Consider the following 13,155-nt stretch of genomic DNA (forward strand, 5'->3'; position numbering starts at 1 on the left):
CGGGGGTTTTTTATAAATGTGTTTATCCACATAGCAGGCCGCAAGTCTGACATTCCTGAGTAAATTGGTCAACTATTTAACCCACCAATTTACTCAAGTATTATTTGCCGGATTTTTTCTCGTTATCAATAGAAGAAAGCATCCCGCGCAGGATGTTAAGTTCTTGAGTTTCCGGGCGTGCGCGATTATATAAGCGGCGTAGTTTGCTCATAATTTGGCCGGGGTGACTGGTGCGAATAAAGCCGGTTTTCAGCAATACCTGTTCCAGGTGACCATAAAAACGCTCAAGATCGTCGGCCGTTGGATACTGAGTCAGGTCTTCGACCACTACCGTTTCTTTGCCCTCTTCTTGCGTGGCAAGCCAGGCGATTCGCACTTCATAGGCGAGGATTTGCACCGCCATCGCAAGGTTTAGCGAGCTGTATTCTGGATTGGCCTGAATAGCGACGTGGTAATGGCATTTCTGCAATTCGTCGTTGGTTAAACCCACACGTTCGCGGCCAAAAACAATCGCCACAGGGGCTTCTTGCGCTTCAGAAATTGTCTTCAAACCGCATTCGCGCGGATCGAGCATCGGCCATGGCAGCGTGCGTGAACGTGCGCTGGTACCAACTACCAGACTGCAACCTGCCAACGCTTCATCCAGCGTATCGACAATTTTTGCATCACCAATAACATCACTGGCACCCGCGGCAAGCGCGATAGCCTGAGAGTCAGGTTTCACCAGCGGATTCACCAGCCACAGATTTGTTAGCCCCATGGTTTTCATCGCACGAGCTACAGAGCCCATGTTGCCGGTATGAGAGGTTTCGACCAGCACTATACGTACGTTTTGCAGCATTATTGACTCATAGCCTGAAAAGATTATCGCGATATCCTATCATAACCCTGGGACATATTCCGAACGCTCTGCTATACTCCGCCGCGTTTTCCGTTCTTTAACATCCAGAGAGAGACCGATGCATCCGATGCTCAACATCGCCGTGCGCGCTGCGCGCAAGGCGGGCAATTTAATTGCCAAGAACTACGAAACCCCTGACGCTGTAGAAGCGAGCCAGAAAGGTAGCAACGATTTTGTGACTAACGTTGATAGAGACGCCGAGCGTCTGATTATCGAAGTTATCCGCAAATCCTACCCGCAACACACCATTATCGCTGAAGAATCAGGCGAGCTGGCGGGTACCGAGCAGGATGTGCAATGGGTTATCGATCCTCTGGATGGCACTTCAAACTTCATCAAACGTTTGCCGCACTTCGCGGTATCTATCGCTGTTCGCGTTAAAGGCCGCACCGAAGTTGCTGTGGTTTATGACCCAATGCGTAACGAGCTGTTCACGGCTGTTCGCGGTCAAGGTGCACAGTTGAACGGTTACCGTCTGCGCGGCAGCAATGCACGTGACCTCGACGGCACCATTCTGGCAACGGGCTTCCCGTTCAAGCTGAAGCAGCACGCAACTCCTTATATCAACATCGTTGGCAAACTGTTCACCCAGTGTGCAGACTTCCGTCGTACCGGTTCAGCAGCGCTGGATCTGGCTTACGTTGCGGCTGGCCGCGTTGATGGTTTCTTCGAGATTGGCCTGAAGCCGTGGGATTTTGCTGCGGGCGAGCTGATTGCACGTGAATCTGGTAGCCTGGTGTGTGATTTCACCGGCGGCCACAACTACCTGACCAGCGGCAACATCGTTGCAGGTAACCCACGCGTCGTGAAAGCGATGCTGGCTACCATGCGTGATGAATTAAGCGAAGCGCTGAAGCGTTAATTTCAGGCATTCGTTGACCCCACCCCAGCCCTCCCCTTTCCAGGGGAGGGAGTTAACGCTCCTCCACCTGGCAAGGGGGAGGTCGGGAGGGGTCATTCTAAAGCTAAAAAGGCCGTATTCCCTGCATAGTCGGTTGAGCACTCAGCCACATCACCACCGCCGCTAAGACCAAAATCCCGCCCCCCGCAAGCGCTAACGTCGCCCAGGCAATTTGCCGCCATAAAACCGGGGCTTTATTTCCGCTCATCCGCACCGCGAGCTGACGAAAACCATGCACTAAAAACGCCAGCCCGGAGATGGTGATAGAGGTGCCACCCGCCATCGTCAGTGCCGACAACATACCCCAGCTATAAACGCCAATCACTTTACTAAACAGCAGCACCATGATTGCCCCGGAACACGGGCGCATTCCCATCGACAAAACGATCATCGCCCGCGCGCGCCAGTCGTCTCCGGCATCAAGCTGTTGCTGCGTCGGCAAATGCTGATGGCCGCAACCACAGTTATCAGAATGGACGTGATGGGGGGTAAAAGAGGTAAAACGCCCAGGTTTACGCAGCGCACTTTTCAGATTGCGTAAAGCACGCCCGCACAGCATTAACCCCAGAACCCCCACCAGCAGATAACTGCCCTTCTCCAGCCAGAAACTGCTCTGATGCAGCTGCCGTGACGGCAGAGCCAACACGCCCAGCACGACCGTTACCAGCCCAATCGCAACTCCCCCCTGTAACAGTGAAGCAGCAAAAGTCAGCTTGAGGCTGCTTTTCAGGCGGGAAGGATGCGTCGCAAGCCAGGTGGTGATCACCACTTTCCCATGCCCCGGCCCTAACGCATGAAGAACGCCGTAGAGAAAACTGAATGACAGCAACGACCAACCGGTACGCGCCGGATTTTCAGCAACATCACGCAACAGGGCGCTCATCTGCTGGTTGATAGATTTCTGCCACATCGCGCTATTAAGGATAATTTGCGGCCAGTAGTACCACAGGCCACAAAGCACCACGGCGCAGACAAACAGGAAAAGCGCCAGCGGCCAAAAATGCAGCCAGCGGCGTGAAGGCGTTCTGGCTGAAGGGATTACGGACATTGCAACGTCACCTGTTGAGCAAATTGTTTACCCAGCTCCATATCTTCTGGCGGCGCATCGGCTTTATCGAGCGACAGCGCAAACGCCTGCATATCTTCGGTTGGCTTGGGTGTTTTCACCGAAATTTTGCATTGCTCCGCTAACGCTTTTGGCAATTTCGCATCGCTATCGTGGTCGTAACTCATATCCACAAAATAGGTCGGATCGAATGTGGCGAACCGGTAGGTTTGCCCTTTTAACGGCTGAGGATGGGCAAGCGGTAACACAAAGGTCAACACCGCTTTGTGCCCGACGCGCGCGAGGCCGTACTCAGGCGGCAAATTATTAAACGTCACTTTTTTACCGTCATGCCAGAACTCGGTGAAGTAATGCTGCCCCAGCACGTTCGCCATCACTTCGGCGGCGAGCTTCTTCCAGACTGGCGAATCGGGTTTCGCGTTCCCGGCGTCATACAGTAGATCCGCTGAAGTGATTTCATCCATCGTCCACTGCATTTTTAGGCCGGTCAGTTGGTCATTTTCCGCCACTACCGTCGTTACCAGAGTAATAAAACTGTGCGGATGAGCCGATGCAAGCGGGCTAAAAAGCGCCGAACTCAAGGCGAAAACCGCAATTCTGTTACACATTTTCCTGCTCATTATTCTCTCTGGTTTAAAATTCTGTGAGCCAGTCAGAATTCCGTAATTAAAAAGCTCAACTGAGACGCACTACGACAAAAGGTTTAGCTACTCTTAGCATTAATAAACGTTGACTTGGTTATGCGGATGATGACACTGCTCTCGCCACCACCATCTGTACTCTCTAGTCCGCAGCGTCGCTGCCACCTGCTTTTGTTGCTTTACTTACCGGGCCAAACTGTCACTCCAGAGATCCTCGCGAGACTCAACGGGGTTGATGACACCAAAGCCCTGCAAGATATAGCCGACACGGGCGATGAAATCCAGCGCTATCACCGGCTGAGGCTCATTACCCAACAGGACGGCAGCTACCGGATTGAGGGCACGCCACTGGATCGTCGCCTGTGCTTGTTGCACTGGTTGCGGCGTGCATTGCGGCTCTGCCCGCACTTTGTGCAGCAGCATTTTACCCCTCAGCTCAAAACTCAGCTTAAACAGCAAGGTATTTTGACCGCATTGTATGATGAAAAGAATCTGCAGGCGTTGATTGGCCTGTGCGCCCGGCGTTTGCAGCGGCAGTTTGATTCCCGCGACATGCAGTTTTTAACGCTGTTTTTGCAGTACTGCCTGCATCAGCATCATGCGGGAATCACGCCAGAATTTACCGAGCAGCAACGAGCATGGACGCAAATGCGCCCGGAGTTTTTAGTCGCCCTTGAGATTGCCCGCCACTGGAAGCGCCGGGTGATGCAATCAGCCAATGAAAACGAGCAGCTATTCTTAGCGCTTTTATTCCAGCTCATGCGCACCCCCGACCCCATTCGTGACAACCATGAGCAGGACTTACGCTTACGTTCCGCTATTTCGGGCATGATTGCGCGTTTCCGTGAGCTGGCGGGGATGTCATTTAGTGACGAACAGGGCCTGGGCGATCAGCTCTATATTCATCTCGCCCAGGCGCTGGACCGCTGCCAGTTCGGGATTGGAATTGATAACAGTTTGCCCGAGGAAATTACGCGACTGTATCCGCGTCTGATGCGAACCACGCGCGAAGCATTCAACGATTTCGAAAGTCATTTCGCGATGCGTTTTTCTGACGAAGAAGTGGGTCTGGTGGCGGTGATTTTTGGCGCGTGGCTGATGCAGGAAAATGATTTACATGAAAAGCAGGTGTTGTTGCTCACGGGCAACAACATGGAGCTTGAGCAAAGCATTGAACAGCAGTTGCGTGAGTTAACCCTGCTCCCGCTCAATATTAAACATCTGACGATTCACAGCTATCAAAAAGAGGGCGCACCGAAGGAGGTGGTGCTGGTGATTACTCCCTACTCCACCACGCTGCCGCTTTACTCTCCGCCGCTGATTCACGTTACGCTGCCGCTGGGCGATCACCAGCAGCAGCAAATTCGTAAAATTATTGAGTGTTAACGCAGTATGAAACCGGGCGTGGCCGAATGAATAACGCAGGTACGGCCACCAGCGCCATAACCCAGAACACATTGCCCTGCATGTGCTGGTAAAGATAGCCAGAGAACATGGTCATCACGGCAATACCTCCGCCCATCGCCACTGCGGAATAGACCGCCTGCAGGCGAATGACTTCATTGCCTTCCCGGGCTGAGATATAGCGCATCGCTGCAAGATGGCAAACCGTGAAGCTACCACAATGCAGGATTTGCGCAGCAATCAGCCACGGTAATTCGGTGGTGGATGCCATTAAACCCCAGCGCACAATTCCCGTCACGCCGGAAAGCAGCAGCAAATCACGAGCGCCCCAGTTGCGGAACAGTTTATTGCTCAGGGCGAAGATCACAATTTCCGCCACCACGCCCAGCGACCACAAATACCCGACAACCGAGGCGGAATAGCCTGCGCCCTGCCAGTAAATAGCGCTGAATCCATAGTACGCAGCATGTGCACCTTGCAACAAAGTTACGCAGGCAAGGAAGCGCCACGAACCGAGCACCAGTTTCTTCCACGCCTGCCAGCCTGCACCTTCGGTGTGTCGCGTTTCCCCCTGCGGCATCACGGAGGGGCGCAGCATCATGCCGATTAACATCGATGCGACACCTATGCTCAGCAGCACCAAAATCGCCTGATAGCTATACAGACTAACCAGTTTTCCAGTCATCGCCGACCCGATGACAAATGCCAGCGAACCCCACAGGCGCACGCGCCCGTAATCCATCGTAATTTGTCTTTGCCAGGTGCCAGCCAGCGCATCGGTGAGCGGCACCAGCGGAGAGAAAAACAGGTTAAACCCGACCATCACCACCAACAGCCAGGTGGCGGTTTGCCCGAACCAGAAAGCAACGGCAAACAACAAAGTGAGTAGGGCGAGCAGACGCAGCGCAAAGACCAGTCGGGAAGGATCGGTAACACGTGGGGCGAGGAGCAAACTCCCCAGGAAACGGGCAATTAACCCTGCACCTAATAACAGCCCGATGGTTTCAGGCGGTAAACCGACTCCGGCGAGCCAGACACTCCAGAACGGCAGGAAAATCCCGTAGCTAAAGAAGTAGGTAAAATAACTGAGCGCAAGCCAGCGCGTAGAATGCAAAACCATGATCCCTCCCGTTTCGGAGGCGATAGTGTGGCGGAGCATTGACCAGCTTGCAAGTCATCATTAACAGACTAATAACACGCAATAATTAAATGGCTTTATTGCTTTGCCAGGGTGGACAAACGAAGCGCCATCCACCGGAAGTGTCTGATGGCACTGACGTTTATCCGACCTACATAACCATCATTTCCATTGCTAGCCGTGTCGTTTCCCCATGCCCCAAAAACACCAGCCCCGGTTGCCCCGTCATATTATGGGCGTTAACCGGATGGCTTTGCGGTTCAAGGCAAATAAACGGCTCATTTTCCATACGGAACACCATCAGATACGGCGTGTCGCATTTCATCTGCACGCGCATGGTTTCGCTTTCAATCAACGCGGTGCCATTCCAGCCGGAATAGCCCACGTTCAGCCACTGGTTATCCGGAATTTTCGATGCGATAAAGTTTGTTTGCGGCGTCAGCTCACCGCACCACGCCAGCGGCAAATGGTGTTCACCTTCCGGCCAGAAGCCTGTCGCGCCAAACTGCATGCGCGTTGCAGGCGTAAGCTGGAAAAAGGGATGGAACCCAAGCCCGTAAACCATCGGCTTACCGCCCTGATGCGTTAATTCCAGCTCAGCAATAAAACGATTTTCCTCCAGCCGATAAATCAGCCGAGCCTGGTAATCAAATCCACAGACATGCTGGCTTCGAAGCGTCAGGGCAATATATTGTGCATCGTGCTTTTCCACCCGCCAGGTTTTCAGCCAGCCGTCGCCGTGCAAAAAGAATTGCTCGTCCACCGGGCTCTTCGGAAGTTGGACGTTTTCCCCGTGCAACAAAAAGGCATTACCCGCGACGCGATTTGCCACGGGTAACATCGGGAACAGCGCTTTTTCGCCGGCATAAAGCACCGGTTGGTGATATATGAGTGAATCAAGGCTGAGAATTGCCGCCCCCTGCGGGGCGACGGTTAAACGCAAATAGTCATTCTCAAGTAACAGGCTTTTCATCACTTAATGCGCCGCTCGTTCTGCGCGTGCTTTCGCTGCTGCGCCATGTTGTTCCGCCATGCGTTTTTCGAGCGCCTCCAGGCTAACCCCTTTTGTTTCTGGCACATAACGGCGTACATAGATAAAACCAGCCGCACAAATCACGCCATACAGCAGGAAGCTGCCCGCCGCACCCAGGCCGGCGTTTAAAAGCGGGAAAGTGTAGGTCAGCAGGAAACACGCCACCCACAGCGCAAGTGTAGCCAAAGACATCGCAAGGCCACGCACACGGTTCGGGAAAATCTCCGAAAGCAGAACCCAGGTCACCGGAGCCAGCGTCAGGGCGTAAATCGCAATTGCTGCCAGAACCAATAACAACACCGGCAGCCCCATAATCCCCAGGCCATACGCCGCGCCGATTAACGCGTAGATAACCGTTAACCCGGCGGCACCAAACAGCATCAGTTTGCGACGGCCGATTTTGTCCACCAGCGGCAGCGCTATGATGGTAAAAATCAGGTTGATTAAGCCGGTCGCGACGATCGATTTCAGCGTGCTGTTAATATCAAACCCGGCGGAAGCGAAGATCTCCTGCGCGTAGTTGAATATTACGTTGATCCCACACCACTGCTGGAACACCGCCAGTACCATACCGATGATAATGATCGGCTTAACCTGCGGCTGCCATAACGCGCTCCATGACACTTTTTGCGTGTCGTTACTCAGCGTTTGCTGAATGTCGTAGAGAGTATCATCGGCGTATTTCTGGTTGCCGATACGTCTAAGCATTTGATGTGCGCGTTCGCTTTTACCGGCGCGTGCCAGCCAGCGCGGGGATTCAGGCACAAAGAACATCAGCCCTAAAAACGCCAGCGCCGGAATCAGCTCCGCACCAAACATCCAACGCCAGCCAACCTGCCCGTTCCAGCTCTCGGTGATTTGTTGCATTGTTGCGGTGCTGGCAACCGGTTCGGCAATCATCAGATTGATAAGCTGCGCGGCCAAAACGCCAATCACAATCGTAAGCTGGTTAATCGCGACAAACTTGCCGCGTTTTTCTGCGGGGCTCACTTCCGCGATATACATCGGGCTTAACGCCGAAGCCAGACCAATCCCCACGCCGCCGACGATGCGATACACCACAAACATGTCAAAGTTGCTGGCCATGGCGGTACCCCATGCCGAGGCGCTGAACAGTATTGCCGAGAGGATTAGCGGCAGCTTGCGTCCAAATCGGTCCGCGCACCAGCCGGAAATCAACGCCCCAAACACACAGCCCGCCAGGGCAGAACTCATCGCCCAGCCGGATTGCGCAGGATCGGTAATCGAAAAATAGGCTTCATAAAACGGTTTCGCACCGCCAATCACCACCCAGTCGTAACCGAACAACAAGCCTCCGCATGCGGCAACCAGACAAATAGTCCAGACGTACCCCATGCGTAATTGTGTCTGCACAGTGTTCATTGTGATTCCTCGTTTGTACTTGTAGAGATACAGAGGGGCGGGTGTACAACCGTATTGGCACCCGCCATTTATCGTTATTTAAATACTCAGGCAAACACTCCACGCTGCACGGCCAAAAGCAGCAGATGCGCTTTGTCATGAGCCGGGTTTTGCGCTGTTAACGCTTTCAGAGCTGCTTCAAACTCGGGGTATTCCCCCAGGCCCAAATGCCCAAGGGCGGCGACAAACAAGCAATGCTGCTGATGCGCAGATTGACGGTTAGCGTCGAGCGCCACTAAATCAGGCAGCGATACCGCAAAGAAATCGGGTTCTGACCGGTCGTTAAAGTGCTCATCAGCCCAGGAGATAAAGCTGCGGAATTGCTGCTGCGCCTGGGATTTTTCACCGATACGCGCAAGCGCCATCGCCTGGTAGAACAGGTAATCCACTGGCTGATCGTTGTAGTAGCGCCCGGCTTCAAGCGTGGAACCGCCTTCAAGAGCGCGTTCAAAATAGCGCTGCGCACGCTCCGGCTGTTGAAGCTGTTGCGCGCACCAGCCAAGCAGATACCAGATGTCGTTATCGCTCTGGCCTACTAAACGCCCTTCGCCGAGATTTTCCGGGTAACTCAGCGCCTGCTGAAGCAGCTCCTCGGCTTTACCAAATTGTTTTTCGGCGATGCAATCCAGAGCACGACGTTGCAGATTAATCAGATACTGCCCGGTGACTTTGCCCTCCCCGCCTTCCCACGGGTGGAACTTGCGTTGCGCCAGCACCTGCGCCGCCGCATCTGTTTCGCCGTGAATGTTCCACAGACTCAGCAGTTCAGCAGTGAGATCGTCACGTTTAAGCACCACATCGCGGCGGGCAGCAAGATGCGCCAGGCGATCTTCGGTCCCCCGACCGTTGAGTTTCTGCAAATAATCGAGTTCAAACAGGAAGCGGGCATTGTCGGGTTCGAGCTCAACCGCACGCCGGAGATACCCTTCCGCCAGCGGCGCATCGTGCAATTTATTCCAGGCATGAATCCCCAGAACACGCTGCACCGCGCCAGACTCAGGAAGCTGCCCGGCGGCAAAGTGCCAGCAATCTACCGCTTCGTGGTAACGGCGTTTGCTGTACCAGAAGCAGCCGAGTAGATACTGCGCAAACCCATCGTGCGGCAAACGTTGCAGCATTTGCACTTCATCAAGCGTGTTCGGGAAGCGAACTTTACGGGCAAAATTCTCCTGCGCCTGTTGCACAAAACGGTGCTGCTGCGCATGGTCGGTTTCCAGCGCCGCACGCCACAGCAGCGGCATCGCCTCTTGCGAATCCAGAACAGTGAGCATCGCTTTGGCCGCGTCTTCCTGCCCAAGACTCACCAGCCATCCCGCCAAAACGCTGGCATTCACGCCGCGCTTGCCGGTCACTCGCAAGAGTTCTGTGCGATCAGCTTCCGTTTGCGTTATCGCCCAGCGGGCGTAATGCAGAACGTAACTGAGCGGGTATTCTTCAAGCTGCTGCGCAATCCAGGTTTGCGCCTGTTGTGATGCCCCCGTTTGATGCAGCGCCAGCGCTTTCAGCCCCATCGCCAGATTGTTGCTGGCGTTAAATTTCAGGCTTTGATTCACAAACGCCAGCGCCTGAGCCGCGTCTCCTTTGCGCAGTGACAGGCGAGCGAGGGCATAAAAAGCCGCATCACGGCAGTTGCCACTCCAGCTCGCTTTGAAGTAATCATCAAAGGCGCCGTCGCAGTCATTCTGTTTCTCTTTTGCCGCCCCGCGCAGCATGCTGCCGTCACCGTTTTGTGGATTCTTATTCAGGCGATGGGCGCGTTTGAGTGCGGCATCCGCATACTGCTCGGCCAGAATCCAGTTACCGCGATTAAGCTCCAGCGTTCCCAGCGCCACATTACAGCGATAATCTTCGGGGTCGAGCGCCAGCGCACGCTGGTAGTAGTCGAATGCCGAACGGCTGGCGTGCAGATATTGCTCAAGGTGCTGGCCGATAAAATACAGCTCGTCGCAGTTGGTCATGTCGTGGGGGTTAGCGGGCACGCTGGCAGGCTGCGGCAGAGGTAAATCTTCTGGAACGTGTTCGCAATAACTGAGAATCAGATTGCCCTGCGCATCACGCAGATTGAGCGTCAGCCGCTGCGGCCATTTGTCGCTGAGGGTTTCTTGCCACGCTTGCGCCGGTTGTAGTGTCAGCGTGTTTTTCCAAAGAATACTTCCCGCCGATTCAAGCTCAAACGTCACGCCAGATAAGGGCGCGATGGCGTACACACCAAGATGTAATTCTCCGTTGTGGCGCTCGAGTTTTATCGCCGCCTGGGTGTTGGCATTTTGCAGAGTCCCGAGCTGGCTGTACGGCAGGAAGTTCTGCACAAAGACTTTTTCTTCGTATGGCGCAATCCATGTGAAGTCCGGCTGGTTATCGGTAAACACGCCGGTCATCAGTTCGATATACGGCCCGTTTTCATCAGTCAGATTGCGGTCCCACGCCTGGCCGAAATCGCAGTTTCCCCACGTCCACTGTTTCTTGCCGGGGGAAACATGGTGATCGGCAATGTGCAGTAAACCGCCCTGCTCGCCGTGATGGTAAGCGCCGACAAAATCGTAATCTGATTTATCCGCCATGTAAGAGGTCGGCACCGGAATATTTTTGTAGCGCGAGATGTCAACGCCCGCAGAATAGTCGACTTTGTAGTAGGTGCCGTGGGCAATCGGGAAGGCCGAAACATCGCGTTTGCCGTGGTCAAACACCGCCGTGACATCCGGTGGGAAGACGCACTGGTGTTCATCGCCTCCTTTCACAGCCGGATTCGCCCACCACAGGAAATGGCGCGGCGTCGCATTGCCGTTAAAAACTTTGCCGGTAATTTCGATTAGCGCTTTTTCTGGGTAAAGCGTGAATCCGGTCATCACCTGCAAGCCGCGCATCGGTTCCACTTCACCCAGCCAGACGGTTTGCGCCCCTTTGTCATGTTTCTGGAACGTCACATCAACCGGCATAAACGTGGTTGGGCGATGGTGCTGCGGCCAGTTAAATTCAATCCCGCCGGAAATCCACGGCCCGACTAACCCCACCAGCGCAGGTTTCACCACTTCGTTGTAGTAAACGAAATCGCGCTCCATCACTTTGTCATAAGCACGATGAATACGACCACCCAGCTCAGGCAGCAGCATCACGCGAATAAAATCGTTTTCAATCCATACCGCGTTGTACTCGCGCATCTCACGCTTGCCGGTGAGCGTGTCGATAACACCGTAGGGATAAACGGCACCGGACGACCCCTGATAAACGCGGTTTTCCAGAAACATTGGGTTCGGATCTTCCGCACCGGTAGTCCAGGTGGGCAAAGCAATCGTCTCTTGCCAGACGTTAACGGCTCCGTACATTTCGCCTCTCCAGTAAACAAACAACAGTGAAATACGTTATGTTTGCAGTGTAGAGAACTCATTCCGGCTTAGAGCGCTTAATGCTCACACAATAAAGTTAACGGAGTTTAGTGAAATGTATGATTCAGGGCTGAATAACCAACGCGTGCGGCAGATAAATCGCCAGACGATCATGAAACTGGTGTGGCAGCATAAGCGCCTGAGTAAATCGCAGTTTTCGCAACACACGGGACTGTCGATTCCGGCGGTCAGCAAGATTCTTGATGAGCTGGTGGCAGACGGAAAACTGAGTCACTCCAGTGAAAATCTTAGTAATCGAGGCATCAACAGCGGCAGTTATCAGATCCCGGCCGACGGTGCGTTTATTCTTTGTATGAATGTGACTCCCACCAGCATTGAGAGCCAACTGTGCGACGCGCAGCTTTCGCCATTGGGGGGATTTGAACGCATTCAGGTTAACCCCACCACGCCGCAGTCATTATTAGCCGCTATCGAAAATATCTGGCGTAACCAACGCAAAAGCTGGCCGAAAAAAACGATCAATCTTGCGCTCGGCATTCACGGGCAGGTCGATCCGATAACCGGCGTATCGCAAACCATGCCCCAGGCACCGTGGCGCGAGCCGTTAGAAATCAAATATTTGCTGGAAGAAAAGCTCGGTATAACGGTGCGGGTGGATAACGACTGCGTGATGCTGGCGCTGGCGGAGAAATGGCAGAATCCGGCCAATCGCCAGGATTTTTGCGTGATTAACGTCGATTACGGCATCGGTTCGTCGTTTGTGATTAACGGGCAAATTTATCGCGGCAGTTTGTACGGCAGCGGGCAAATCGGCCACACGATTGTCAACCCCGATGGCATGGCCTGTGATTGCGGGAGATACGGCTGTCTGGAAACCGTCGCCTCGCTGACAGCCCTGAAAAAACAGGCGCGTATCTGGCTAAAATCGCAGCCTATTTCTCCAAAGCTCGACCCGGAAACGATTACATCGACGCAGCTTATCGCCGCCTGGCATGACGGAAACGAGCAGGTTCGCCGGTGGGTTGAAAATGCAGCCAATGCAATTGGCCTGAGCCTGTACAACTTCCTTAATATTTTGAATATCAACCAAATTTTATTCTACGGTAGAAGCTGCGGGTTCGGAGAAAGCTGGCTTGCGACAATCGACCGGCAAATTGGATTTAACCCGTTTGACCATGGCGATGCGCTAAAAATGAATGCGACGCAGATTAGTTTTGGGCAGTTAACCCGGCCCCAACAAGTGATGGGAATTGGCTATTTGTACGCAGAAGTGGCGTTGAATGAAGTGTAATAACAGGCGTAAAA

At 53.8% G+C, this 13,155-nt stretch carries 10 protein-coding genes; 3 read left to right on the plus strand and 7 right to left on the minus strand.

Translation table 11 applies throughout. The features are described 5' to 3' along the window. Window positions 1–100 precede the first annotated feature (100 nt). The gene (trmJ, locus tag AB1E22_RS04155; RefSeq protein WP_367594216.1) at window positions 101–841 is read right to left on the minus strand and encodes a tRNA (cytosine(32)/uridine(32)-2'-O)-methyltransferase TrmJ; all 741 of its coding nucleotides are present in this window, start codon (window positions 839–841) and stop codon (window positions 101–103) included. Between the two features lie 118 nt (window positions 842–959). On the opposite strand from trmJ, the gene suhB reads away from it, so the two are divergent. Then, window positions 960–1,763, plus strand: coding sequence for an inositol-1-monophosphatase (suhB, locus tag AB1E22_RS04160; RefSeq protein WP_367594217.1), 804 nt, complete (start codon window positions 960–962; stop codon window positions 1,761–1,763). Window positions 1,764–1,866: 103 nt separating this feature from the next. Here suhB and AB1E22_RS04165 read toward each other — a convergent pair whose 3' ends face one another. Together AB1E22_RS04165 and AB1E22_RS04170 are read right to left on the minus strand one after the other, a co-directional pair. After that, complete coding sequence (locus AB1E22_RS04165) at window positions 1,867–2,850, minus strand: nickel/cobalt transporter (RefSeq protein ID WP_367594218.1); 984 nt, start codon at window positions 2,848–2,850, stop codon at window positions 1,867–1,869. Next, window positions 2,841–3,476 (minus strand): DUF1007 family protein, encoded by a 636-nt coding sequence (locus AB1E22_RS04170; protein ID WP_367594219.1) that lies wholly within the window; start codon window positions 3,474–3,476, stop codon window positions 2,841–2,843. The genes AB1E22_RS04165 and AB1E22_RS04170 overlap by 10 nt, the downstream gene beginning before the upstream one ends. Before the next feature lie 138 nt (window positions 3,477–3,614). On the opposite strand from AB1E22_RS04170, the gene csiE reads away from it, so the two are divergent. Then, window positions 3,615–4,895 (plus strand): stationary phase inducible protein CsiE, encoded by a 1,281-nt coding sequence (gene csiE / locus AB1E22_RS04175; protein WP_367594220.1) that lies wholly within the window; start codon window positions 3,615–3,617, stop codon window positions 4,893–4,895. On the opposite strand, the gene AB1E22_RS04180 is transcribed toward csiE, so the two are convergent. From AB1E22_RS04180 to AB1E22_RS04195, 4 genes are all read right to left on the minus strand, one after another. Then, entirely contained in the window at window positions 4,882–6,033 is a 1,152-nt protein-coding gene (locus AB1E22_RS04180; protein ID WP_367594221.1) for a 3-phenylpropionate MFS transporter, read from the minus strand. The genes csiE and AB1E22_RS04180 overlap by 14 nt on opposite strands. 169 nt (window positions 6,034–6,202) lie before the next feature. Next, the gene (locus AB1E22_RS04185; RefSeq protein ID WP_367594222.1) at window positions 6,203–7,027 is read right to left on the minus strand and encodes an aldose 1-epimerase; all 825 of its coding nucleotides are present in this window, start codon (window positions 7,025–7,027) and stop codon (window positions 6,203–6,205) included. Continuing rightward, window positions 7,028–8,467: a sugar porter family MFS transporter gene (locus tag AB1E22_RS04190; RefSeq protein ID WP_367594223.1), complete on the minus strand. Its 1,440-nt coding sequence runs from the start codon at window positions 8,465–8,467 to the stop codon at window positions 7,028–7,030. A gap of 86 nt (window positions 8,468–8,553) precedes the next feature. Next, complete coding sequence (locus AB1E22_RS04195; RefSeq protein WP_367594224.1) at window positions 8,554–11,829, minus strand: DUF5107 domain-containing protein; 3,276 nt, start codon at window positions 11,827–11,829, stop codon at window positions 8,554–8,556. A gap of 115 nt (window positions 11,830–11,944) precedes the next feature. Between AB1E22_RS04195 and AB1E22_RS04200 the strand changes: the two genes are divergently transcribed. Then, window positions 11,945–13,141 carry an ROK family protein gene (locus AB1E22_RS04200; RefSeq protein WP_367594225.1) on the plus strand — a complete coding sequence of 399 codons (1,197 nt, stop codon included), beginning with the start codon at window positions 11,945–11,947 and terminating at the stop codon, window positions 13,139–13,141. Window positions 13,142–13,155: the final 14 nt, after the last annotated feature.

Origin of the sequence: Buttiauxella gaviniae (genome assembly GCF_040786275.1) — a bacterium.
GTDB lineage: Bacteria > Pseudomonadota > Gammaproteobacteria > Enterobacterales > Enterobacteriaceae > Buttiauxella > Buttiauxella gaviniae_A.